Genomic DNA, 22,216 nt, shown 5'->3' with positions numbered 1-22,216 from the left:
TGCACACCGGCGACTGCTGGAACGCGGGGAAGCGTTCGAAGGGCGTCGACCGGGCGACGGCCCTGCGCGCGCTCACCGACGGCGTACCGGCCTGCTCGCACTGCCGGCCGGACAGCGCGCCCCGCTACCCGGAAGGATGAGTCAGGCACTGCGAGGCTCGCGGGCCACCGTCTTCTTGGCTGTCGCCTTCTTGGCTGTCGTCTTCTTCGCCGCGGTCTACTCGGGCGGCCGCTTCTGCGCGGCCGCCTTCCCGGCGGCGGCCTTCCTCCTCGCCCCGGCCATCTCGCGCACCGCCGCGTCCTCACCGCGAGCCGCCCTCGCCTGGGCCACCCACTCGCTCAGCGCCGCCATGAGATCGAGAACCCGGCCAGGCGCCTCCGGCCCCGACGCCCCCGCGAGAAGCTTCCCCTCCCACATCGCCTCGATGATCTTCGCCATGGCATCTGTGTAGGTGTTCTCGAACTCCGCCGAGCCCTGCGTCCCGCCGAGGAGTACCGGACCCCCCACCGAAGCTGAGCGGGAGGACTTCCTCGGCCACTTCGAACGCCGCAAGCTGTCCGTCGGCACCTGCGCCCGTGCCTACGGCACCGCCTGCGTCCACGAGCACGCCTGCTTCTCTCAACTACGAGGTGAGGGCGACAGCTGAGATTCGGTCGTCGGCCGGCTTTGAGCACGGGTGGCGACAGCGGATGTGCACCGGTTCGGAAGGTACTCACCCCAGGGCTGAGGTCGATGTGCGCGAGAACGGGAGGCACCCCACGTCGGCCTCCGGGTAGTGCACCGGGCTCGCGGCAATCCGTTCGCGTGGCGTTTGCCCGGCCGCGTACGGTCTGCGCATGACGAGGACCACGCCGGCCAGACCGGTGTCCGTGGAGGCCGTGTTCCCGGAGTTGGCCCGCTACCGGGCCCAGACGACCCGATTGCACCCCAGACCGGGGCGGCCTGGCATGCACGACAGTCACGTCGGCGGGCCGATGCTGTGGCCGGAAGACGAACCATGGCCGCTGTGCCACGAGCCGCACCAGCACGAGACCGAGGGGTACACCCCGGAGGAGATCCGCAGCGCCCGCGCCGCAGGCGTCTGGCCGCCGAGCCGCCCATGGCCGCGTACAGAAACTCCCGGAAAGGACGGTCCGGTGCCCTTCGTGGGGCTGGCCCAGCTCTTCCGCCGTGACATCCCGGGCCTTGCCTGCGGGCCCGACGGCGCGGACCTGGTGCAGCTCTTCCGCTGCCCCTTCACCCACGGCCCGTACCTGGAGCGCCGCTACCGCCTGCGGTGGCGACGGGCACGGGATACCGAGCACGCGGAACGCTTCCTCGCCGCTCCGCCCGAAGTGCCCCTGCTTCGATGCGAGCACGAACTCCCCGAACCATGTGTCCTGCACCCGGAAGAGGTGGACACCTATCCCTGGGCGGAGGACGACACGCTGCCCGCCTCGCTGATCGCACGCATCGACGCGTGGGACGACGCCCAGGTAGTGGAACACGGCCCCGACGCCCCCAGCTACCAGTACGACCTGTCGATCCCTCCCGGCTGGCGCGTCGGTGGCTACCCCTGCTGGGCGTCGACGGGCCCGATGGCCATCGACTGCGCATCCTGCGCAACCCCCATGCGACTGCTGCTGACGGCCGAGGGCTACGAGATGGACGCCGGCTCGCACAGCTGGGTGCCCCTGGAGGACCGTGACCCGACCCTGAGGGGGAAGGAATCGATCCGGGGTGGCCAATCCGTCGCCCAACCCACCCGGCTCCGCTTCGGCCGGGACCGGGACCTGCACGTATTCACCTGCCCGGCCGACCCTGGACACGCGCCCCAATGGGCGCTCGCCTAGGGCGTTTGGCGGCGAAGGACCAGGGACGCCTCCTAGCGAAGTCGTCCCTCAGACGCAGGCACCCTCGCCGTCCGCTACAAGGCGACCGCGCTGATCGCAGCTCTCAACGAACGGCTTTGAACGGAGGTGGCCTTCCCGTACTCGTCTACCAATCCCGGCCGGCGGTCAACACCTCCGCATCCGCGTCCGTGAACCCGTATGCCGCCGCGACGAAACAAAACTCGTCGCAGATCCACTCACGCGCAACCGTCTCGATCCCGCTCCCGGCCGCCACGAACTCCCTGTCCAGCAGATTGAACTCCTCCGTCGCAGCCTGGGTGAGCCCATACAGGGCATCGAGATCCGACGGCTGCCCGCCCTCAATGCGCTCGCACAGCCGCAGCAGGATCGCCTTTCCTCCGTCGACTACGTGATCAGGGAAGTACGGGTCGTCGTACATCTGCCAGAGGAACGCATGTCCCGCTACCTGCTGGTTTGTGATCGGCATGGCACTTTCCTACCTCCGCGAAAAGCTGACGCGCCGATCATGCACAACACCACTGACAACGGCGCCACCCAGACAGGGCAGACCCCACGCGACCAGGACTTTCACAACACTCCCCAGACGCCGCGAGCGGGACACCTGGCTGCCGCTGGTCGGTGGATCAACGCCGGATGCGCTGTATCGAGCTCAGGCCCTGAGCGCAGCAGTAAGCCCCGGGAAAGGCAGACGGGCCCTTCCTGGTGATCACCGGGAAGGGCCCGTCTGCGTGGGCGGGAGCACCGCCGAACGGGTTCAGCAGTTGCGGAGCGAGTACACCGGGGTCCAGTCGGCGTACGTCTGGCCAGTCGGTGAGGTATCCGTCCACAGCGTGTTGCCGCTGCTGCCATAGAAGCTGGAGACGGTGCCGGTCGTCTGGTTGTTGATGTAGTACCCGCCGCCGTCCCAGTAGTACACGTAGTACCGGTTACAGGGGTCCTGCTTGAACAGTTCCCAGTTCGCGGTGGTGGGGTCCCAGACCAGCTCGCACAAGTTCAGGTACTCGCACGTGTAGGTCTGGCCGGGGGTGACGTGACCCGCGGTGGACGCCGGCGAGGTGTAGGGCGACGTTGCCGTGGGGCCGAGGTTCTGGACGCCCACAGGTGCGGAGGGCGCCGTGCGGGTGACGGCCTGGTGGGCGGCCGGTGTGCCGACGGCGGGGTCGGCCGCGTTCGCGGTACCCCCGATGCCGAGCGTCAGGGCGGCGCACGCGACTGTTGCGGCAGCGAATCTACGTAAGTGGACCATGGTCGGGATCGCTCCCCCGGTCGGCGTGGTCATTGCAGGTTCGCCACCAGCATTCCGAGCCCCAAGGCCAAGGGTGAAGGCGGCAACCGGCCAGGATCCACGCGTGTGACGCGTCACCACCAGGCACCAGAAGCGTCCAACGGACGCCGATGTCCTGGCGTCGGCGTCCACCCACGCCCGTACGAGGCAACGCGGCCAGTTGCTGATGCGCGACGCTCCCCGACGTCGGCTTGGCTCGCCGCCCGTTCTCTGACCGTGCGAAGGATGTACAAGGCCCCCGGGCCGGTGGTCACCATGGTCACGGCTGCCGAGGGTGCGCGGCTCAGGGGATGGGGAGTGGCGATGGCGGTTTGGTGACGGCGAAGGCGAATGTCGTCTTGATCGAGGACAGTGACGGGAGGGTCCGCAGCTCTCGCCGTACGAGGTCTTCGTACGCGGCGAAGGAGTCGATGACGATCTTGACGAGGTAATCGTCATCGCCGGCAAGCAGGTACGCCTCGACCACCTCGGGAATCGAGCGGATCTTCTCCTCGACGGCGTCGACGACCTCCGAGGTATGGGCGAGGAGTGTCATCCGCACGAAGGCGGTGATGGACAGCCCGAGCGCTTCCTGGGAGAGGATCGCCGCGTAGCCATGGATCACGCCACTCTCCTGCAAGAGCCGCACACGCCGCAGGCACGGTGACGGTGAGAGCCCCACGCGATCCGCAAGCTCTTGATTGGTGAGTCTGCCGTCTCGCTGGAGTTCGAGGAGGATGTGCCGGTCGATGTCATCCAAGGTCGCCATTTAGCAGATTCTTCCATAGAACGCCGACTGAGAAGCAGAATTCGCAATCGCATGCTACCGCCACCTTCCTAGGATTGCTCGCTGTAGAGCAGGGATGGAAGGAGATGGCGATGGCCAATCAGATGCGTACAAGGTTGACGGGAGTGGCCGCTCTCGTGGCTGCGGTTGTGCTGTGGTCCTCGTTCGCCTTGACGGTCAGAGGGATCGGCTCGTCCAGCCTCACCTCGATCGACGTGGCGTTTCTCCGCTTCGCGACACCCGTCGTCATCCTGGCGCCATGGCTTCCGCGTACATTCCGTGCGCTGCGCGGCGAACGGATCGGTGTCCTTCTGATGCTCGGCATCGGTGGCCTGCCGCACTTTCTCCTCTCCGCACTCGGCGGACGCCTGGCCTCCGCGGCGCTCATCGGTCTCCTCATCCCCGGCACGGTCCCGCTGTTCGTCGCTGCGATCCTGTATCTCCGGTGGCGGGAACGGATCTCCCCCCGGGGTCTGATCGCCCTGGCCGCGATCACCGCGGGTATCGCAGCGACTGCGATGCAGACGACGTCCACCGCGACGACCGCGGGCATAGGCGTTCTCCTCACCGCCGGATGCGCCTGGGCCGTCTACACGATCGGCCTGCGCCAGACGAAGCTCGGTCTGACCGGCGTCGTGCTCGCCGTGTGCTCACCCGCCGCAATCACAGCCGCCCTGCTTGCCGCCTTCGCCGCTATGCCCTCACACCTGAGGAACGGCACCGCCGGCATCTCCGACGTTCTGCTCTTCACCGGCCTCCAGGGCATCGGGACGGGACTGCTCTCGACCCTGTGCTACGCCTACGCGGTGCGCGCACTCGGCAGCAACCTCGCTGCCACAGCCGGCGCGACCAGCCCCGTCCTGACAGCTCTCCTCGCCATCCCCCTCTTCGGCGAGCCCATCACCCCAGGCGTGAGCGCTGCCCTCGCGCTCATCGTCACCGGCGTGACCGTGTTCAACATCGCGCCGTGCCATCGTGAAAACGGACCCACGCATCCACTGCTTGCGGGGAGGTCACTTGACCGAACCCGCAGCATGACGAACGGGACGCCGCCGACCAGCGCGGCATCAACGAGCGAAGTGACCTGAGCCTGGGACATTGGTCCGTACACGACTAGGGAGCCAAGGCCGTACTCCAACACCTGGAGCGTCCGGAGAGGGGCAGCCAAGCCAGCATGGCCGATTCTGTCCCCTGTTGCGACTCGCGGTGCCTGGCTCCGCCACCGGCATCAGTTACAGAACGTCACAGATCACCGGTTCTGACACAGCTTCTCAGCTTGTCCTACCGTTCTGGCGCGGGCCCACGCCGGTCATTCGTAGGATCGGTGAGCCCGAGGACTCCGGGTATGCATGGCCGCCCGCGGCTGGCACTTGCAGGACGCCCCGCCTGACCAGCCCTGACTCCGTCATCAGCAGAAGCTGCCGGGCGCGTATTGCCGTCGCGTCGTACGGGCAGCGCTGCCGCCGGGTCGAACTACTGTTGGGGCCGTGGCGACAGCGTACGGCTTCCCCGACTGCTCTGGGGGAGTGAGGCTGTCGTAGTGGTATGCACCTCGGGTTTGTGCAGCTCAGCCACTCGTGGTCGAACTCCAGCCAGTGCAACAGCTGTGGTGCTATCGCTGGTTGGAGTGTATCTGAGGGCAACTGTCCGTTGACAGCCAACCTAGTCCGATCGAAGTCTCCGACCTGTGCGGACTGGGTTGGTTGTCAACGCCGGTCGTGCCGAACGCGGAGGTTCAGACCCGTGATCCGGGGCGGCTCAATTGGATGGCAATGATCAGCGTCGGCTGGGTTCGATGGCTGTAGATTCTCGCCGGCCGCGTCATTAGACGCTCGTCTGAGCAGCGGGTTTGCACGTGTCTCAGCGAGCCCGGCCGCCCATTGATCTCAGACCCGTTTCCCACTGGCTGTTGCGGAGCGGATGGCGCATGGGGACTCGGCCGGGGGGCGCCTTGCGCCGGAGGAGGTTCAGGTAGTCGGAGCCCTGGACCAGGGCGTCGCAGGCCGTGTCTGCTCGCACCCGGTCGGGTTCCGATCGGGCGCCCGCACGTAAGGCTGGGTGCCGGGTGGCAGTCAGCCGTGTCACTTGTCGACGAGGCGCATGTGCTGGTCGTTGTAGCGGTCGCCGTGTACGCCGATGCGGGCCGCCGTGGCGTCGAGGTCGGCCACGTCGTCGGCGGACAGGGCGATCTGTGTCGCGTAGGCGTTCTCCTCCAGACGTTCGATGCGTCGGGTGCCGGGGATCGGGGCGATCCAGGGGTGCTGGGCGAGGAGCCAGGCCAGGGCGACCTGCCCGGGGGTGGCGTTCTTTGCGCGGGCGAGTGTGGCGACGTGGTCGACCAGGGCCTGGTTGGCGGCGAGGTTGTCCTGGTTGAACCGTGGGATGGTGGTGCGGATGTCGCCTTCGGTGAACGCGGTCGTGGGGTCGACGGTGCCGGTGAGGAAGCCCTTGCCGAGCGGGCTGAATGGCACGAACCCGATGCCGAGTTCGGCGAGCGTGGGCAGTATCTCGGTTTCGGGGTCGCGGGTCCACAGGGAGTACTCGCTCTGCAGGGCGGTCACGGGGTGGGTGGCGTGGGCCCTGCGGATCGTCGAGGCGGAGGCTTCGGACAGGCCGAAGTGGCGAACCTTGCCCGCCTGTACGAGCTCTGCGACCGCGCCGGCGACGTCCTCGACGGGGACGTCGGGGTCGACCCGGTGCTGGTAGAAGAGGTCGATGGTGTCCGTGCGCAGCCGGCGCAGCGAGGCTTCAGCGACACGCTTGATCTGTTCGGGGCGGCTGTCGAGCCCGGTCGGCGTGCCGTCCTCGATGCGCCAGCCGAACTTGGTGGCGATGACGACCCGGTCGCGCACCGGCGCGAGTGCCTCGCCCACGAGTTCTTCGTTGACGTAGGGGCCGTAGACCTCGGCGGTGTCGAAGAAGGTGATGCCCCGGTCGACGGCGGCGCGGAGCACGCCGATCATGTCCTGCCGGTCGCCGGGGTTGGGGCCGTAGCTCTGGGACATGCCCATGCAGCCCAGACCGATTGCCGAGACCTCAAGGCCCTGGCCGAGTGTACGGATGTGCATCGGGGTGCTCCTCGTATGGTGAGGGTGAACGAAAGCCTGTGGCCCGGGGACGCTGTTCAGCCGCGGTCGGCGGCAGCGGACGCGTCCTCCGAGGCCGCCCACGCGGCCAGCAGGCGCAGCGTGTCGTGGGCCGGCGTGCTGGGCTCGGCGGAGAAGGCGGTCAGGGTCAGGCCCGGCTGCGAGGGCAGCTCCATCGCGTCGAAGTCGAGGCTGATCTCCCCGATGACCGGGTGGCGCACAGCTTTGCGGCCGGTGTGGTGCAGGCGCACGTTGTGCTGGGCCCAGGCGGTGCGGAACTCCTCGCTGCGCGTGACGAGTTCACCGATCAGCCCGGTCAGGTCACTGTCGCCGGGAGCCCTTCCGGCCTCCGTACGCAGCAGGGACACCGTGGTGTTCAGGGACTCCTCCCAGTCGGGGAAGAAGTCTCTCCCCGCGGGGTCCAGGAACTGGAAGCGGGCGATGTTGACCCTCTGAACGCCGTGATCGGCGAACAGGGGCGCGTACAGCGCGCGCCCCAGGCGGTTGGCGGCGAGGATGTCGAGGCGGCCGTTGCGGATGAAGGCCGGGGAGTCCGTCATGGAGTGAAGGACACGCAGCACGCTGTCCGGCAGCGGGCCGCGGGCACGTTTCGTGCGGCGGGCGGGACGTCTGGCGACGGCGCGGGCCAGGTCGTACAGGTGTGCGCGCTCGGCGTCATCCAGCCGCAGGGCGTTCGCGACGGAGTCGAGGACCTCCTCGGAGGCCCCGGCGAGGTGACCGCGCTCCAGACGGACGTAGTAGTCGACGCTGACCCCGGCGAGCAGCGCGACCTCCTCGCGCCGCAGCCCCGGCACGCGCCGGTTGCCGCCGTAGGCGGGCAGGCCGGCCTGTCGCGGGGTGATCTTCGCGCGCCGGGAGGCGAGGAACTCGCGGATGTCGCTCTCGGTACTCACGCGATCCAGGCTAGGTCGGCCGGGCCGGATGAGGGGGGCCCTGTCAGTACCTGTAACGGGCGTGCCTTCCCCACCCGCCTGGCCTGCTGTTTCCTCTACATCGGTGGCGCCGCGCACCTGCGGGACACCTCTTGAGGCGCCTGCCCCGGGCGCCCGCCGGGTGAACTCTCACAGGCAGCGGATCTACCGGAACGTACGCGAATCAGAGCAGGGAGTCTTGAGATGGTGAAGCAGTCCGCGCCCCAGGCGCTGGCTGGGATCGCGCCGAAGCTTGTCGAAGTCACCAACGACGTGCTCTTCGGCGACGTGTGGGAACGCGCCGAGTTGTCGCCGCGGGACCGGAGTCTGGTGACGGTGAGCGTGTTGGCCGCGCTGTACCGCAGCGAGCAGCTGCCGTACCACCTGGGTGTGGCGCTGGAGAACGGGCTCACGGTGGAAGAGTTGTCCGAGGCGATCACACACCTGGCCTTCTACGCCGGCTGGCCAGGTGCCATGACCGCGATCAACCAGCTGAAGAAGATCATCGATGAGCGGGCCTCCTGACGCCCCGCACCCTCACCTCCCCCGCACCCCAGCCAGCCCTTCGGATCAAGGAAACAGTCGTGGAACACATCACGGAAACCCCCACCGTCAATGCCCCGGCCGAGCGATTCACCGGCGACGTCTACCTGAACGTGATCGAGGCGCCCTCCGACCCGGCCCGCCTGGCGTCCGCGTTGGTGCGCTTCACCCCGGGCGCCCGGACGAACTGGCACTCCCACGCCAAGGGCCAGGTCCTGTACGTCACCGACGGGGTCGGTCTGGTCGGCACCCGCGACGGCAACGTGGTGCGGATCACCGCCGGAGAGACCGTCAAGTGCCCGGCCGGCGAGGAGCACTGGCACGGCGCCACCGACACCACCCTCGTGGCCCACATCGCCATGGTCGTCGGCGACGAAAGCGGAGACGGCACCACCTGGCTGGAGCCTGTCACCGACGAGCAGTACACCGCCGCCCTGGCCAACATCGGCCAATGACAGCCCACACGCCCCTCCAGCCCAGCGTGGGCCAGTGGCCGACAGGTCGCGCCGCCGGCCTTGCCAACACCCCCAGCGTGCTCACCCCGCACGACCAGGTTCACTGTCACAAAAGTCGAAACGGCTGGGTTCGCTGCCTGGTCCGCGACCGCCGAGGACATCTCCTCGCCGACTGGGTCCGCGAGGCCGAGACCAACGGGCCCGGGCCCGTGCGGGGCTTCGCCGGCTTCCTCCGCCAGGGCTGGGACGCCGTCCTCGCCGTTATGACGCTCGACTACAGCTCCGGAGCCGTCGAAGGGCACGTCAACCGTTTAACACCGTTTATTTTGGTGCGGCACGACGAGGGCTGCTGTCACCGTGACCCCTATGGGTCTCCCTTCCGACAGGCGTACTCACCGGGCGGTGGCGTGTTGGCGCTGACTGCTCCCGAGGGGCCAGATGGCTCGGTCGTGCTGACCAGGACTGGCAGGGGCGACCTGGCCGATCTGGAACGGAAACCGGCCCACTACTGGCAACGTCACCAGGTGGGCCAGCCCCCGCGTGACCCGCTGCAGACAGCGCGCTTCCTGATCGATAGAGACAATCAGCCCCGCACGGGATGGCTGAGCCGAGTCGCCGGCGTGCTGAGACGCAACAGTCCTGGCGATGAGCTGGCGTCCGTCACTTCCGGATCACTTCACCGAGCAAGGCGGCGGCAGCTGATGAGGGCTGCGGCGCACGCCGACGAAGGCGAGGAAGTGCTCGGCCTTACGTTCGTAGCGGCGGTGCAGGCGGCGGCCGGCGAGCCAGGAGACCGTCCTTTCGACGACCCAGCGGTGGCGGCCCAGCCGTGTGGAGGACTCGATTCCCTTGCGGGCGATGCGGTGACGCATACCCCTCTTACGGAGCCATTGACGCAGATGGTCGTAGTCGTATCTCTTGTCGGCTTGAAGCTTGGCCGGACGCCGGCGGGGGGGGGCGGCAGACCCTCATCCGGTGCGATTCCGGCGGCGGCACCCATGAGTTCGTTGCCTGGCCGGCCCGGCGGGGTGGTGGCCTCCTACTCGGTCGGCATGGTGATAGCGATTCACCAGCATGTGCTGAAGATCCCGGTCTCGGCCCGGATACCGGCCCTCGAGACGGACGGCGAGATCCGTGACGGCGCCTGGGCCGCCGAGCTCACCGGCGATGTCCTCGACGGCCGGCCCAAGGGCATGCGGCTGATCGTCGGCAAGGAACGGCCGTATCCCGGGGCCCGGTTGACGCATGCTCAGCAACGGGCAACCAGAACCATACGTATCCCTTGATCACGGTGTACCCCGCGTGAGAGCCTACGCGGACACGTGCTGCACAATACGCCGATTCAGGTGATTAATGCGCAGCCGCTCCCTGATTTCCTCCAGATCGGAAAATATCCGAGATGAAAGCAATATCCCGAGGTCGCCTTTCGGCTGTCGCCGCTGTGGCAGCGTGCCTGGTCATCGGAACCGCCACCTCCGCCAGCGCAGGCACGAACTCGCCCATTTCTTACGCAAGCAACGGTGACGGCAACGCGCAATTCTGGGCCGACGGCGATAATTTCATCGTTCACGACTCCAAGTGCGACGGTGACACCGTCTGGGCTCAGCTGACGTGGTACAAGTCCGGGTACGGATGGCATTTCCGGACGGTTCGCAATAACACCGGATGTAACCAGGACGACACTATCCACCCGTGGAACATCCCCGAGGGTGCGGCTGTGTGGGTGCAGGCCTGCGGCAGCGTGGAGAGCGACTACTCCAACAGCGGCGCCGGCTACCTCAGCGCCGGCCACGACTGCGACCTGGGGGGTAGCCAGGAGGGCGTGGCCTGAGGTAGCGGCAAATCCGCATGACCACAACCGGACCCTGCCTGCATCCCCACCCGTCCGCTTCCCCGTGCGGAGTTCGCCGGCGGCACCGTGTCCTTCAACGACGCGGTGTTCTCTGGCCACCGACGGGCGGTGGCGGTCGATGGCAAGGTGCTGCGTGGATCGCGGCGAGCGGGCGGGAAGGCGGTGTGGTTGTTGGCAGAGGGGCTGGAGCAACTGGCCCGTGCTCCATCACCGCAGCCACTGCCCGACGCTGTCTGTCTGACCCGGATTCTTGCCGGTCTGCCGGATCCGCGCGGCCGCCGCCTCCGACGTTTCCCGCTGGCGGCGGCCTCGGCGAGCGTACTGGCGGGTGCGAGATCGTTGACCGCGATCGCCAGTGGTCTTCGTGAAGGCGAGGTTCTCCGACGGCTACGTGATCACCGAGGCTGTGCGTACATCCGCATCCTGCCCCGCCAACACCGGACACCGGTGGACATCACCGCCCGGCCCGGCTCAAAACTGCGAACACGCAAAGTATCCGGACGCTCCCTGCGGCCACCGGAGTCCGACTGCCCGGTGCACGAGGTGCTTGCCTTTCTTGAGCCTTGAGCGGCGGAAGACCTGCCGTCGCCAGGCAACCGGCAACCGGTCAGCCGGCCTTCAACAGCAGGTCGGTGAGTGCGTCCGGAGCGGTGACCATGCAGTCATGGCCGCTTTGCAGTTCCCACACCTGCGACGCAGCGCCGTTGGGCTGCACGGCCGGAACCGGGCGGCGCGTGACGTCTCCCGGTGCGCTGCCGACGCAGTGGATGTGCGTCCGGGAAATCGCTTCCACGGCCGGGGTGTCCAGCCGGACAGGCTGGAGGAAGCAGCGCACCGATTCATCCGACAGCATCGTGCGCAGCCACGCCGTGTCCGCCGGGTCGGTCACCCCGAACAGACCCATGGGCGCGGGCATTTCCGGCACGGGCGGGATGCGCCAGGGGGCGTCGGAGGCGGCGGCCGCGTCGATCAGTCGCTGGGTCTTCTCCGGTATGACGTCCAGGGCGCTCTCACCGTCAGTCGGGACCATCGCATCGACGTAGACCAGATGCGCGATCCGGTCCGGGACCTCGCCGGCCACGCCGGATATGACCATCCCGGCGTAACTGTGCCCGACCAGCACCACGTTGCTGAGATCCCACTCGTTGAGGACAGCGACGACGTCGGCAACGTGGGTGTCCAGGTCGACGTCTGGAGTGAGTAGGTGTTCCTTCTCGCCGTGACCGGTCAGCGAAGGGGCGAACACCTGATGCCCGGCCCGGGTCAGCAAGGGAACCACCCGGTCCCAGACGCGCCCGCTGTGCCAAGCACCATGGACAAGAACATAGGTTTTCGTGTGCGACGTACTCATGCAGAAAGACGGTACGGAGCCGATAGGTACCTCCTGGTAACCTTCGGCCATGCACGACTCAGCCGGAAGCGTCTTCCTCGCCGACTGCCCCGCCCGGCTCGCCATCGACATCATCACCAACAAATGGTCCGTCGTCGTTCTGTTCGCCCTGAGTCGCAAGCCCCGCCGACACGGTGAACTCGTCGACCTCGTCGGTGGCATCTCCCGCAAGGTACTCACCCAGACACTGCGCAGACTTCAGAGCTACGGCCTCATCGAACGCCGTGCCTACGCCGAGGCACCCCCACGCGTCGAATACAACCTCACCGACCTCGGCCAGACCCTCACCGAACCCATCGCCGCCCTGACCGACTGGGCGAAGACGTACGGCGCCGCCGTCGCCGATTTCCAGGAAGCGGCGCAGCAGAACAGCACCAACGACTCCTGACCCGTGACCGCCGCCGGACAGGTGACGGGGCCGCTGGGCGCCGCATCCGTGATCGCTCCGGGCCATCAGCGGCCGACCGCTGCCGAGACCGAAGGCCCGGGGGAGGCTGGCGGGGCTGAAGCGGCCTCACCGAACCTGAACACCTTGCCCCCAGAGCCAGACTCCGGCGACGAGCCCGGCGATCATCCAGGCACTCATGCGCTTGGCACCCCTGCGTGTCGGATTGCGGCGGAGGTGAGCCCGCACCCGGTGATAGCCGTGCCGCGGCAGCGGGGAGCCCGAGAAGATCCGGTGACGGCACCGTCATCCTGCTCCACAACTGCCTCCTACAGGTAGCGATGCCGCCGACCTGCGGTTGCACACCAGCCAGGAGGATTTAGATCTGTATCGACAATTGACTCGAAAAGGTCAGCCGATGCCGTCTCACTCGACCGATCACCGTACGGCAGGACAAGACTGCAGGGCATCAAGTCGCCTATAAAGCATGTGGGTTGAGAGTTGTTTGTGGCTGGCGCCGCAGTGCTCGCGGGAGACTGGGGTTCCGGTGCGGAGCATGTGACGTTGCGAAACGACCATACGCATGATGCATCTGCGGCATCCGGGCTCAGTCGCCTACCCCGACCATGCCTAGACAAGGGCATGGGCGCGGCGCGCACCTCGGGCGATCAAGAGGCGGCTCCGCAGCGGCTCGGACGAGCTGGTCGCGGACCAACGTCCGGTCATACCGGCTCGGGCTCCACCCGACGCCGTGTGGGCGACCTGAAGCCTGGCCCGCACGCGGCTCGGCCTTGAAATCGCAAGGCACAGCGCAGCCAAGGACGGCACCGCGCTACGCTGAAGCACGTCCCGTCCTGCGCCCGTAGCATCCTGCGGCGCAGCTCTGCGACGTTCCTGCCCAGAAAACTGCAGCTACCTGGTCATCCCATCACAGGTCACTTCGCTGAATCGGCGTTGTCGAAACGGGCTCGTTCCACAGTGACTGACCACAACGTCGGGGACGAGTTCGGGGGCACGGGACATGGCGCGCGTGGTGGCGGTGCACCGGGATCGGCGTCCCCGCCGCCAGGCGACTCGGCGCCGAGCGGACGGGGCGCGGAGGTGCGGGGTGATCAGCCTTGTGGTCGGGGTTCTCCTCCATGCGGTTGAGACGGTGATGCGTCGTCGGTGAAGACGGGCATGCCCAGGTCGACCAGTTGAGGGCGTCCGTCGGTAGGGATGTTCTTCAGGCTGTTGAGTTCGGCCATCGCCGCGTCGAAGCTGACCTGAGGCCCTTCGACCTCGCCGAGCCAGCCGTTGACGCGGGCCTCTCAGCCGCGGTCACGGAGCTTGCGGATGATCTCGATGAGGCGGCGCTTCCGGCGGGGGTCCATCCGAAGGACCGGGCAGCGGATGCAGGCTTCTGTGAACTTGCGCTCGTGAGTTGATCGAGTCAGGAGCGCCCGTGTTCGCGGTTGAGTCCGTGGTAGCCGCGAAAGTCGAAGAAGCGCAGGCCGTCGATCACCGCTTCAGACAGGATTTCCGGCATGGTCCATGGGTGGGTGGTGTAGTCGTCCGTTGCCACGCCTCCATGCTCAAGTAGTAACGCGATCATTTGGTGAACCTCTGCGGTGCCGTCGATCCGCCCGGAGATGTCGATCTGCACCGCCCAAGTGGGGTGATGTCCGACGGCCGCTTCGAGGATGGCCACATCCTCGGGATCCCAGTCGGAGAAGAGGTGGCCGGTCTGCTCATCGTCGATGTCGATGTAGAGGTTGCCGTCCAGAGTCCACGGATTGCGTTGCTCGGGCAGATGCCGATCGAGCGAGGCGACGGTCTCAGCTCGCTCACCTGCGGGAAACACGAAGACGGTTCGCATGGGTTGGAGCGTAGGCAATTCGGCTGAGGTGGGCTCGCGATATTCCTCTTGGGGCGCGCCGCGCGGCGACGGTCGAGGAGGCTGCGGTACGCGTGCGTCACCGCCGACACGGCGAGCCTCGCTGCCAGATCCTCTCTCTCGGGTCTCCCTGGGCGCGCGGCGTTGGGCACCCGGCAAGATCCGAAAGAGAGGATCTGGCCTCAGCCGACCCGGCCGAGGACAGACGCCAGCGCGGCGCGCAGCTGTTCGTCCTCGCGAATCATCGCGTGGTCGAACCCGGAGACGACCAGGCGGCGGTCCCCGGTGGCGAGCGCGGCCAGCCGGTCGTGCTGCTCCAGCGTCAGGGCGGCGGTGCCGAGCGCCCGCAGGGCGTCGCAGGCACCCTTGGGGTCGGCCCGGGTCTCGGCCGACTGCAGCGCCGCCTCGGCGAGCCGAGTGCGGTCGAGGACGGCCGGATCGGCGACGGCGAGCAGCCCGAGGACGGCCGAGGGCGCCTGGGCCGGGTCGTCGAGGAGAGCTTCGAGCCGGGCGGTCAGCGGGCGCCCGGCCGGGCCGAGCACGGCGGTCTCACGTGCGGCGCGGGCGGCCGTCCAGTGGAACCACTGCCGGCCCTCGCAGCTGTCGAACACCGAGGCCAGCACCGGAACGACCTCGGCCGCCTCACCGGCGGTCCGCCACAGGGCGAGCGCCAGGGCGAGGTCGAGGTCCACCTCCGGCGTGGTGCCGCGGTCGATGGTGCGGCCGAGCGCCGTCCGCAGGGCCGGGGTGAGGCGGGCGGCCGCCGGGCCGAGTACAGCCACGGCGCGGGCGCCCTCGACGCCGCCGCGCACACCGGTGGCGAGCGCTGCCTCGGCGGCGGCCAGCAGCGGCCCGGTCTCGCCGGTCAGCTCGTACAGTGCCTGCGCCACGAACAGCTTCCGGGCACCGGCCCGCAAGGCGGTGGCGGCCTGCTCGCGCTGCTCCGGCTCGATGCCGGCGGCGACGGCGGTGATCGCGGTGGCGGCGTACTGGAACCGGGGCAGGACGGCACACAATTCGGGCAGCGCCTCGACGGCCTGCGGGCCCCATTGCCGCAGCAGGTGGACCAGCCCAGCGATGTCGTTGTGCTCCTCGGTCCTCGAGCAACCGCAGTCCTTGCATCCCTCGGGACGCTCCAGCACCTTGGCGGCCAGGCGAGCACGGACCGCGGCGAACAGTTCCGGGTCGAACGGGAAGGGCACATCGGCTGGCGCGTGGGACCCTGCGGCGCACTGCATGGCGAGCGGGCGCCGGCCCAGGGCCCGGGCCAACATCGGGGCGGCGGCCTGCGGCGCCACCAAGACGAGCGCGGCGAGGGCCTGGTCAGCCGCCTCGTCGTCCGGCTGCGCGGCGAGTTCGGCGAGGACGGGCGCGGCCTCGGCGGCGGCCGGGCCGATCTTGCCCAACAGCTGGGCGGCCGCCCCATCGGCGGCGAGCGGGGCGATCGCGGGGATCAGACGCTGCGGGGCGCTGCGGGACAGGGTGACGGCGCGGTCGGCCGCCCACAGAGCCTCGGCCCGCACCTCGGGGCGTTCGTCACGCAGCGCGGCGTCGAGCAACGCGAGGGCACTCTCGCGGTCGGCGCCGGTGTCCCGCCCCAGCAGGATCCCGACGACAGTGCGAAGCGGCTCCCGGTGCTCGTCCGCGTAGCCGGACCTGGCCGTCTCGCGCGCGGGCAACAGGCCCAAGACGGCGTCGCGGTGCGCGGCGAGCCACGGCTCCCCGGCATCCAACGCAGCGAACACGGCGGCCAGCCGCAGCGGTGCGGGAGTGTCCGGGCCGAGCAGGACGCGGGCCTCGGCGGCGGCACCCACGCGGTCCAACCGGCCGTACGCGGTGAGGAGTTCGGCCCGTACGCCGGGCTCGGTCTCGGCGGCCAGGCGGGCCCGGACGGCGGGCAGGGCGGTGCAGGTGTCCCGGGTGTGGCCGACCGTCCAGCCGGCTGCCTGCCGGACGGCGACGTCCTCATCGCCCAGCAGCGTTATGAGCAACGGCAGTTGGGCGGTTCGGCGGCCCGAACGGCGCCCGGCTCGACGTCGTATTCGTCCTGGCTCTCGGCGAGGCGGCCGAGCAGCCGGAGCGCGTCGACGGTCTGCCGGCCGGAGGCGGCGACTCGGGCGAGGTACGGGGCGGCGTCGACACTGGCCGCGTACACGGTGCCCTGGTGCACGATCGAGCCGTACAGCTCATCCAGTGCCTCCTCGGCGTCCTCACCACCCTCGGCGAACGCGCGCAACAACCCGGGCAGGTCTTCGGCCGGGCCGTAGGCGTGGTTGACGGTGGACCACGGATGGGTGTCGAGCCCGGCAAGGACGGTGGGAAGCTCCATGGCCGTGATCTTCCCAGGGACCTCCGACATCCGCTCAGACCAGACGGCTCAGGCAGGCCCCGGGGTGGGGCAAGAACCTCCTCAGTAACGTGAGAGCGGTACCCGCTCGGCCTTCATGGCCAGCTCGCCATGACGCCAGATTCATGCCACGGGACCATCGCCGCGGACACCGCCTCGCCGGAAATCAGCTCGCTCGGCTGCACAGTTTTCAGAAGGCGACCATCCGGGCCGGCCCAAAGAGCCGGGGACACGACATTCAGGCGAACGATCGCCCCGCTCGCCTAAGCGAGCGTTTGATTCTCGGTTGTCTGTGTCATTTGGCTTGGCTGTCACGCCAGAGAGCCACCCAAATGCCTACCCCAACCAAGCGACCCCCGGCCAGCCTCCCACACCCCAACACCCCCACACCCCCACCATGCAAAGCCACAACCACAAGGAGAGAAACCCCATGCGCTTCACCCGCACCGCACTCACAGCCGCCACGGCCCTCCTCACTCTCACCGGACTCGGCACCACCGCACACGCCGACGACTACAACAAGGACAGCGGCAAAGGCAACCCCTGCTTCATCAACGTCGTCGGCCACCACAACAACACCGCATGCGGAAGCATCACCTACGGCGACAACGCGACCACCGGCCAAAACCACAGTGTAGGACTCGGACAGGTCCAGGACTTCGGGCCGATCATCGTGACGAACAATGCAGGCTTCAATCTCGTGCTGGCCAGCCTGAATGGCCCCATCTCAGGTACCCCCAATACGCCGATCCCCGCAGGTGCTCAGAACATGCCTATTTATCGAGTCATCGGACTCGGAAACGGCCAGGCCAGCATCACATCTGATAACGGCGGTTACGAAGCCACGATCTCAACGTCCTATTACGGGGGAATCGCGGGCCCGAGTACCAGCTGCCAAGCGGCAGGGAACATCCGCTGCTCCGTCAACGGCAACTCGGTGGTATTTTCCCCTGCCTGACCTCGATCTTGCATAACGGTCCGTCGACAAAGTCGGCCGCGTCCGTGACCCTCAACTGGGCACCGAAGTGCGGCCGTTCCTTGCGGATGACCAACCGCATGCCGCGCGCGCATGGCAACACTCCGCATGAGGCAGGGTCGTTGACAACGCAGCCCCGGTTTCAGCCCCGCTGCGAACCCCGCCTCGTCGACAGTCCGGAGAGCCCCCGCACACGGAGCCGACCGGAGCCACCGCTCAAGGACCAGGAGCCACGCAGGCGTGGTTCGAGCGGGTCACGGGCGTCGTCCTGGTGGGTTTCGGCCTCAAGCTCGCCTCGGCCGCCGTATGACCATGCTTCCAGTCGACGACGCATTCCCGGGCGGGGAACACGGAGTTGACACAGTGTGCGGTCGCACGTTGGCCGCGCACTGCGGGCGTCCCACGATGTTGGCATGTTTCTGCAGCGTGTCGCCAACAAGGGGATCCGGCTGGGGACGGTCTTCGACCGAGCGGCGGCTCGCCATCCGGCGAGCCCCGTACATCTGGACCACGATCTCGACATCGCACCCGAGGTCGGGCGCCGCCCGACGCTCACAGAACTGGCCGATCTGGTCGACGACTTCGCCTCCCGGCTGTGGGCCGCGCGGGTGCGCCCCGGAGAGCGGGTGGTCATCCACAAGTCGGACGGGTTCGACATCTCGTTGCTCGCCTACTGCGTCGCGCGCGTCGGCGGCGTGCCGGTGCTTCTCTCACCCAAGCTGGACGGCGCCACGGTCGCCGAGCTGCTGCGGCGGATCGGTCGGCCCACCCTGGTCACCGACGAGACCAAGCTGACGCGGGACCTCCCGCCCGAGGTCTTCGAACTGTCGGAGCGGGTGCTGGTGGCCGCCGGCAGCTTCCCAGGAGCGGTGTCGCTGTCCTCGCTCGCGGGGTGCGAGCGCGTGCCCGCGGTGACCATGCCGCAGAACCTGCCGGCGCTGATCACGCACACCTCGGGCACGACCGGCCTGCCGAAGCTGGCTGTCCAGACGGGGCACACCGTTCTGGCCCGCTGCCGTCCGCAGTCGGTACTGCTGGCCCCGGTGGGACGGCGCGAGCCTGTCGCCGTCCATGTCTCGTTCGCGCACTCGCGCATGATCAGCGGGGTGGCGCTGTTCGCACTGCGCGGCCATCCGCTGATCCTGTTGCGGGACGACGATCCGCAGCGGGTGGCCGAGTTGTTCGCACGGGTACCGCCGGGCGTCATCGAGTCGCACCCCAACACCCTGCTGCACTGGGAGGTGCTCGCCGACCACCCGGCGAAGCCGCTGGCGAAGGTGCGCTGCTTCAGCAACACCTTCGACGCCATCCATCCCCGTACCGTGGTCACCCTGCTGGCCGCCTCGGAACGGGCCCTGCCGTTCTTCGCCCAGACCTACGGCCAGAGCGAGACCGGTGCCATCGCGGCCCGTACGTACACCCGGCGCCATCGCTCCGGCGCGGACGGCAGGTGCGTGGGACGGACCTTTCCGGGGATGACCGACGTCCGGGTGGTGAGCCGCGACGGCCGGCCGCCCACCAAGGACTCGCCGGGTTTCATCGAGGCACTCAGCGGTGGACGGATCGTCACCTACCTCGGTGAACAGGAACGTTTCGACAAACAGCTGTCGGCGGACGGCTGGTGGCGGATGGGCGATCTCGGCTACCGCAGCAGGTGGGGCTGCCTGCATCTGCTGGACCGGGAAGTGGACGAGATACCCGGCATCTGCAGCACGCTGGAGATCGAGGACAAGCTCTTCACCCGGCTGCCGGAACTGCTGGAGGTCGTCATCGTCCCCGACGAGGCCGGCACGCCTGTTCCGGTGGTGTGCACGCGCGACGACCGGCCGCTCGACCGCGCCCGGTGGAGCCGGGCGGTGGCCGATCTGCCCGCGCTCGCCGAGCCGGTGCAGCGGCGGTTGGACGAACTGCCCCAGACCGCGACCACCAAGGTCAAGCGCCTGGAGCTGGCACGGCTGCTGACGCCGCCGCAGGAAGGTCGTTGACGGTCGATCCGGCCGGGCCCGGGCAAGCCGAGGCGAGCTGCCGAGCGGGGCGAGGGTCCGCCATGGGCCCGGGCCCCGCTCGGCCGGCCGTGCCTGTCAAGGGAGGACGACGTCCAGCAGCACCGGCCGGTCCCGTACGGCTTCGCAGTGCCGGATCGCCGCGTCCAGCTCGGTCGGGGTGGTGCAGCGCAGGCCGACGCAGCCCATCGACTCGGCCAGACCCACCGGATCCGCTCGCGGACGGTCGGCGTCGCGGCGCAGGACGCCGACCCTCAGGGGGACGCCGTTCAGTGCCCCGGTGGTCAACTCCCGCCCGGTGGCCAGGAAGCAGTCCTCGCCGGTGACCGCCCAGACCGTCAGATCGGGACGGCCGAAGGCGGCACCCAGGGCCGCCGGGACGGCGTAGCCGGTCGGTCCCGCCACCGGACCGAGGCGCTCCTCTGCCCACCGTGCGTGGCCGCCGGGCCCGACCACATACGCGGTGGGCCGCTCGGCGGTGCGCGCCAGGGCAGCCGTCACCGCCTCCGGTGTCAGCCGGGCACCCGTGTGGTCAGCGGCCCAGGCTGCGGGCGCGGCGGGGGCGAGACCGGGACGCGGGGCCGGCGGGGTGTACCGAATGCCGACCGCGGTCACCCGCTGCTGGAGCGCGTCCTTGGTGATGTCCACCAGCACCGGTCCGGGATCCTCGTGGGCCAGCTGGAAGGCGTCCAGCACCCGGTCCACGATGTCGTTCGCGTCGGTGACCAGGAAGCTGTGCCGGGTGATCGGCCGTGTGACGCCGCAGATGTCGACTTCCTGGAAGGCGTGGGTACCGAGGAGACCGCTCGGGACCTGACCTGTGATCGCCACCATTGGCACGCTTCTGGCGTGGGCGTCGGCGATCGCCGTGACCAGGTTGGTCGCTCCGGGGCCGGAGGTGGCCATACACACCCCGACCCGGCCGGTGGCCAGGGCGTATCCGGCGGCCGCGTGGCCGGCGCCCTGCTCGTGCCGGACCAGCACGTGCCGGATGGCCGAGGCGTCGAACAGCGCGTCGTAGGCGGGCAGGATCGCGCCGCCCGGCATGCCGAAGACGATGTCGGTGCCCGCCGCCTCCAGCGCGTGCATCAGGCATTGCGCGCCGGTGACCGGTCGGCCGACGGGTTCGGGGACGGCTTCGGGAGCCGCCTCGGCGGTCGTGTCCAGCAGGGTCATCGTCCCTCCTTTCCGGGGGTCCGAGAGTCGGCGGCGCGGGCGGTGACCAGCAGCCAGGCCAGGGCGATCGCCGCGAGCACGGCACCCAGCGCGTAGGTGAGTCCCGGGCCGGAGGAGAGGCTCAGCCCGCCGATGACCGTGCCCAGGCCGATACCGAGGTAGATGCCGGAGGAGTTCAGCGACACCACCAGCGGGGCCTCCTGGGGAGCGGCGGCGATCAGCCGGTGCTGCTGCGGTGGTGTCTGGCACCAGCTGCTGGCGCCCCAGGTGAAGGCGAGCACACCGACCAGGGGCGTGAGGTCCTTGGTGGAGGTGGCCGCCATCCAGGCCAGCACGGCGAAGGTGAGCGCCATGACGGCGTAACCGACCGTCAGCACCCGGACCGCACCGACCCTGTCGGTGGCCTGGCCGGCGAGGAGGTTGCCGACCACGGCGCCGAGTCCGTACAGGAACAGCATCAGGACCATGGCGGAGCCGGGCACTCCCACCGCCCCGAGGGCGGGGACGCTGTAGGCGTAGGCGGTGTAGCACGCGGCCATGCCGAGGGCGGTCAGCGGCAGCACGGCCAGCACGCCGGGCCTGCGCAGGACGGCCAGCCGGGTGCGCAGCGGTACGCGGCCGGCTCCGGGCAGTCGGGGCATGACGAGGACGACACCGACCGCGCACAGCACGCAGAGCGCCGTCACGCCCGCGAACGCGACACGCCAACTCGTCCAGCGTGCCGCGACGTTGCCGAGCGGTACGCCGAGGGCGGTGGCGACGGTCAGCCCGCCGATCACCACGGCCAGGGCCCGCGCGCGCAGTTCCTCGCGGACCAGCGCGGCGCCGACCGCCCCCGCGTTGGGGGTGTAGGCGGCGGCTCCGGCGGCGGCGATGACTCGGCTGACGAGCAGGACCGGGTAGTTCGGTGCGAGCGCGCAGAGCAGGTTCGCCAGGCCCAGCACGGTGAGCGCGCCGACGAGCAGGGCCCGCCGGGGCAGCCGCGCGGTCAGTGTGGCGAGCACGGGCGAGAGGACGGCGTAGGCAGCGGCGAAGAGCGTGACGGACTGCCCTGCGGCGGAGGGGGACACATCCAGCGAGCGGGCCATGGAGGGGAGGAAGCCCGCAGTGATGAAGGCGTCCGTGCCCACCGCGAAGGTGCCCAGGGCGAGGACGAGAGTGGGCGCGAGCCCACCTTCCCCGGGAGCGGTCTGCTGTGTTGCGGGCCTGGTCCCCTCGTCCTTATTCAGGACATTAGACATCCAGAATCTCCCTCTGCTGCGGCCCTCCAGGAAGGGGCGGGATCTGCGCA

At 69.0% G+C, this 22,216-nt stretch carries 22 protein-coding genes and 3 pseudogenes; 11 read left to right on the top strand and 14 right to left on the bottom strand.

Features of this window, described 5'->3' with window-relative positions; translation table 11 throughout:
• A partial coding sequence (locus ACIRF9_RS50140) for a DUF6233 domain-containing protein (RefSeq protein ID WP_403837103.1) occupies window positions 1-140 on the top strand: 140 nt, incomplete at its 5' end.
• Between the two features lie 76 nt (window positions 141-216).
• Here the strand turns inward: ACIRF9_RS50140 and ACIRF9_RS50135 are convergent.
• Entirely contained in the window at window positions 217-438 is a 222-nt protein-coding gene (locus ACIRF9_RS50135) for a hypothetical protein (RefSeq protein ID WP_403837099.1), read from the bottom strand.
• A 13-nt stretch (window positions 439-451) separates the two neighbouring features.
• On the opposite strand from ACIRF9_RS50135, the gene ACIRF9_RS50130 reads away from it, so the two are divergent.
• The gene (locus tag ACIRF9_RS50130; RefSeq protein ID WP_403837098.1) at window positions 452-646 is read left to right on the top strand and encodes a hypothetical protein; all 195 of its coding nucleotides are present in this window, start codon (window positions 452-454) and stop codon (window positions 644-646) included.
• A 217-nt stretch (window positions 647-863) separates the two neighbouring features.
• Window positions 864-1,832 (top strand): hypothetical protein, encoded by a 969-nt coding sequence (locus ACIRF9_RS50125; RefSeq protein WP_403837102.1) that lies wholly within the window; start codon window positions 864-866, stop codon window positions 1,830-1,832.
• A 145-nt stretch (window positions 1,833-1,977) separates the two neighbouring features.
• On the opposite strand, the gene ACIRF9_RS50120 is transcribed toward ACIRF9_RS50125, so the two are convergent.
• The 4 genes and pseudogenes from ACIRF9_RS50120 to ACIRF9_RS50105 all read right to left on the bottom strand — a co-directional run.
• A complete protein-coding gene (locus tag ACIRF9_RS50120) occupies window positions 1,978-2,319 on the bottom strand; it encodes a DUF5713 family protein (protein ID WP_403837097.1) in 342 nt (113 codons plus the stop codon).
• A gap of 288 nt (window positions 2,320-2,607) precedes the next feature.
• Window positions 2,608-3,132 carry a hypothetical protein gene (locus ACIRF9_RS50115; protein WP_403837096.1) on the bottom strand — a complete coding sequence of 175 codons (525 nt, stop codon included), beginning with the start codon at window positions 3,130-3,132 and terminating at the stop codon, window positions 2,608-2,610.
• A gap of 289 nt (window positions 3,133-3,421) precedes the next feature.
• Entirely contained in the window at window positions 3,422-3,742 is a 321-nt protein-coding gene (locus ACIRF9_RS50110) for an Lrp/AsnC family transcriptional regulator (protein ID WP_403837101.1), read from the bottom strand.
• A 6-nt stretch (window positions 3,743-3,748) separates the two neighbouring features.
• Window positions 3,749-3,886: pseudogene (locus ACIRF9_RS50105) on the bottom strand (Lrp/AsnC family transcriptional regulator); the annotation flags it as partial.
• Between the two features lie 110 nt (window positions 3,887-3,996).
• Between ACIRF9_RS50105 and ACIRF9_RS50100 the strand changes: the two are divergent.
• Entirely contained in the window at window positions 3,997-4,992 is a 996-nt protein-coding gene (locus tag ACIRF9_RS50100; RefSeq protein ID WP_403837095.1) for a DMT family transporter, read from the top strand.
• A 993-nt stretch (window positions 4,993-5,985) separates the two neighbouring features.
• Here the strand turns inward: ACIRF9_RS50100 and ACIRF9_RS50095 are convergent.
• Window positions 5,986-6,972: an aldo/keto reductase gene (locus tag ACIRF9_RS50095; protein WP_403837094.1), complete on the bottom strand. Its 987-nt coding sequence runs from the start codon at window positions 6,970-6,972 to the stop codon at window positions 5,986-5,988.
• A 56-nt stretch (window positions 6,973-7,028) separates the two neighbouring features.
• A complete protein-coding gene (locus ACIRF9_RS50090) occupies window positions 7,029-7,904 on the bottom strand; it encodes a helix-turn-helix transcriptional regulator (RefSeq protein ID WP_403837093.1) in 876 nt (291 codons plus the stop codon).
• Between the two features lie 222 nt (window positions 7,905-8,126).
• Between ACIRF9_RS50090 and ACIRF9_RS50085 the strand changes: the two genes are divergently transcribed.
• Together ACIRF9_RS50085 and ACIRF9_RS50080 are read left to right on the top strand one after the other, a co-directional pair.
• On the top strand, window positions 8,127-8,447 hold the full coding sequence (locus tag ACIRF9_RS50085; RefSeq protein WP_403837092.1) for a carboxymuconolactone decarboxylase family protein: 321 nt from the start codon (window positions 8,127-8,129) through the stop codon (window positions 8,445-8,447).
• Between the two features lie 59 nt (window positions 8,448-8,506).
• Window positions 8,507-8,920 carry a cupin domain-containing protein gene (locus tag ACIRF9_RS50080; protein WP_403837091.1) on the top strand — a complete coding sequence of 138 codons (414 nt, stop codon included), beginning with the start codon at window positions 8,507-8,509 and terminating at the stop codon, window positions 8,918-8,920.
• Between the two features lie 676 nt (window positions 8,921-9,596).
• Here the strand turns inward: ACIRF9_RS50080 and ACIRF9_RS50075 are convergent.
• Window positions 9,597-9,882: pseudogene (locus ACIRF9_RS50075) on the bottom strand (transposase); the annotation flags it as partial.
• Between ACIRF9_RS50075 and ACIRF9_RS50070 the strand changes: the two are divergent.
• Window positions 9,876-10,161: pseudogene (locus tag ACIRF9_RS50070) on the top strand (IS1380 family transposase); the annotation flags it as partial. The pseudogenes ACIRF9_RS50075 and ACIRF9_RS50070 sit on opposite strands and share 7 nt — an antisense overlap.
• Before the next feature lie 158 nt (window positions 10,162-10,319).
• The gene (locus ACIRF9_RS50065; RefSeq protein ID WP_403837090.1) at window positions 10,320-10,751 is read left to right on the top strand and encodes a hypothetical protein; all 432 of its coding nucleotides are present in this window, start codon (window positions 10,320-10,322) and stop codon (window positions 10,749-10,751) included.
• A gap of 628 nt (window positions 10,752-11,379) precedes the next feature.
• On the opposite strand, the gene ACIRF9_RS50060 is transcribed toward ACIRF9_RS50065, so the two are convergent.
• Window positions 11,380-12,123 carry an alpha/beta fold hydrolase gene (locus tag ACIRF9_RS50060; protein WP_403837089.1) on the bottom strand — a complete coding sequence of 248 codons (744 nt, stop codon included), beginning with the start codon at window positions 12,121-12,123 and terminating at the stop codon, window positions 11,380-11,382.
• A 49-nt stretch (window positions 12,124-12,172) separates the two neighbouring features.
• On the opposite strand from ACIRF9_RS50060, the gene ACIRF9_RS50055 reads away from it, so the two are divergent.
• Window positions 12,173-12,550, top strand: coding sequence for a winged helix-turn-helix transcriptional regulator (locus ACIRF9_RS50055; protein ID WP_403837088.1), 378 nt, complete (start codon window positions 12,173-12,175; stop codon window positions 12,548-12,550).
• A gap of 1,429 nt (window positions 12,551-13,979) precedes the next feature.
• On the opposite strand, the gene ACIRF9_RS50050 is transcribed toward ACIRF9_RS50055, so the two are convergent.
• From ACIRF9_RS50050 to ACIRF9_RS50040, 3 genes are all read right to left on the bottom strand, one after another.
• Window positions 13,980-14,405, bottom strand: coding sequence for a hypothetical protein (locus tag ACIRF9_RS50050; RefSeq protein WP_403837087.1), 426 nt, complete (start codon window positions 14,403-14,405; stop codon window positions 13,980-13,982).
• Window positions 14,406-14,605: 200 nt separating this feature from the next.
• The gene (locus ACIRF9_RS50045) at window positions 14,606-16,414 is read right to left on the bottom strand and encodes a hypothetical protein (protein WP_403837086.1); all 1,809 of its coding nucleotides are present in this window, start codon (window positions 16,412-16,414) and stop codon (window positions 14,606-14,608) included.
• Window positions 16,405-16,752: a hypothetical protein gene (locus tag ACIRF9_RS50040; protein WP_403837085.1), complete on the bottom strand. Its 348-nt coding sequence runs from the start codon at window positions 16,750-16,752 to the stop codon at window positions 16,405-16,407. The genes ACIRF9_RS50045 and ACIRF9_RS50040 overlap by 10 nt, the downstream gene beginning before the upstream one ends.
• Before the next feature lie 448 nt (window positions 16,753-17,200).
• On the opposite strand from ACIRF9_RS50040, the gene ACIRF9_RS50035 reads away from it, so the two are divergent.
• On the top strand, window positions 17,201-17,728 hold the full coding sequence (locus tag ACIRF9_RS50035) for a hypothetical protein (protein ID WP_403837084.1): 528 nt from the start codon (window positions 17,201-17,203) through the stop codon (window positions 17,726-17,728).
• 431 nt (window positions 17,729-18,159) lie between these two features.
• Window positions 18,160-19,731, top strand: coding sequence for a class I adenylate-forming enzyme family protein (locus ACIRF9_RS50030; protein ID WP_403837083.1), 1,572 nt, complete (start codon window positions 18,160-18,162; stop codon window positions 19,729-19,731).
• 96 nt (window positions 19,732-19,827) lie between these two features.
• Here the strand turns inward: ACIRF9_RS50030 and ACIRF9_RS50025 are convergent, their stop codons facing one another.
• Both ACIRF9_RS50025 and ACIRF9_RS50020 read right to left on the bottom strand, forming a co-directional pair.
• Window positions 19,828-20,925, bottom strand: coding sequence for a thiamine pyrophosphate-binding protein (locus ACIRF9_RS50025; protein ID WP_403837082.1), 1,098 nt, complete (start codon window positions 20,923-20,925; stop codon window positions 19,828-19,830).
• On the bottom strand, window positions 20,922-22,166 hold the full coding sequence (locus tag ACIRF9_RS50020; RefSeq protein ID WP_403837081.1) for an MFS transporter: 1,245 nt from the start codon (window positions 22,164-22,166) through the stop codon (window positions 20,922-20,924). The genes ACIRF9_RS50025 and ACIRF9_RS50020 overlap by 4 nt, the downstream gene beginning before the upstream one ends.
• Window positions 22,167-22,216: the final 50 nt, after the last annotated feature.

Origin of the sequence: Streptomyces sp. NPDC096132, from assembly GCF_044763345.1 — a bacterium.
Taxonomy (GTDB): domain Bacteria; phylum Actinomycetota; class Actinomycetes; order Streptomycetales; family Streptomycetaceae; genus Streptomyces.
This window is presented reverse-complemented; position numbering and strand designations above follow the sequence as displayed.

What these genes read in the sequence shown, in the direction of transcription:
- ACIRF9_RS50135 (WP_403837099.1), bottom strand. Translation starts at nt 438, where the DNA reads ATGGCGAAGATCATCGAGGCGATGTGGGAGGGGAAGCTTCTCGCGGGG.
- ACIRF9_RS50120 (WP_403837097.1), bottom strand. Translation starts at nt 2,319, where the DNA reads ATGCCGATCACAAACCAGCAGGTAGCGGGACATGCGTTCCTCTGGCAG.
- ACIRF9_RS50115 (WP_403837096.1), bottom strand. Translation starts at nt 3,132, where the DNA reads ATGACCACGCCGACCGGGGGAGCGATCCCGACCATGGTCCACTTACGT.
- ACIRF9_RS50100 (WP_403837095.1), top strand. Translation starts at nt 3,997, where the DNA reads ATGGCCAATCAGATGCGTACAAGGTTGACGGGAGTGGCCGCTCTCGTG.
- ACIRF9_RS50095 (WP_403837094.1), bottom strand. Translation starts at nt 6,972, where the DNA reads ATGCACATCCGTACACTCGGCCAGGGCCTTGAGGTCTCGGCAATCGGT.
- ACIRF9_RS50085 (WP_403837092.1), top strand. Translation starts at nt 8,127, where the DNA reads ATGGTGAAGCAGTCCGCGCCCCAGGCGCTGGCTGGGATCGCGCCGAAG.
- ACIRF9_RS50065 (WP_403837090.1), top strand. Translation starts at nt 10,320, where the DNA reads ATGAAAGCAATATCCCGAGGTCGCCTTTCGGCTGTCGCCGCTGTGGCA.
- ACIRF9_RS50060 (WP_403837089.1), bottom strand. Translation starts at nt 12,123, where the DNA reads ATGAGTACGTCGCACACGAAAACCTATGTTCTTGTCCATGGTGCTTGG.
- ACIRF9_RS50055 (WP_403837088.1), top strand. Translation starts at nt 12,173, where the DNA reads ATGCACGACTCAGCCGGAAGCGTCTTCCTCGCCGACTGCCCCGCCCGG.
- ACIRF9_RS50050 (WP_403837087.1), bottom strand. Translation starts at nt 14,405, where the DNA reads ATGCGAACCGTCTTCGTGTTTCCCGCAGGTGAGCGAGCTGAGACCGTC.
- ACIRF9_RS50040 (WP_403837085.1), bottom strand. Translation starts at nt 16,752, where the DNA reads ATGGAGCTTCCCACCGTCCTTGCCGGGCTCGACACCCATCCGTGGTCC.
- ACIRF9_RS50035 (WP_403837084.1), top strand. Translation starts at nt 17,201, where the DNA reads ATGCGCTTCACCCGCACCGCACTCACAGCCGCCACGGCCCTCCTCACT.
- ACIRF9_RS50030 (WP_403837083.1), top strand. Translation starts at nt 18,160, where the DNA reads ATGTTTCTGCAGCGTGTCGCCAACAAGGGGATCCGGCTGGGGACGGTC.
- ACIRF9_RS50025 (WP_403837082.1), bottom strand. Translation starts at nt 20,925, where the DNA reads ATGACCCTGCTGGACACGACCGCCGAGGCGGCTCCCGAAGCCGTCCCC.
- ACIRF9_RS50020 (WP_403837081.1), bottom strand. Translation starts at nt 22,166, where the DNA reads ATGTCTAATGTCCTGAATAAGGACGAGGGGACCAGGCCCGCAACACAG.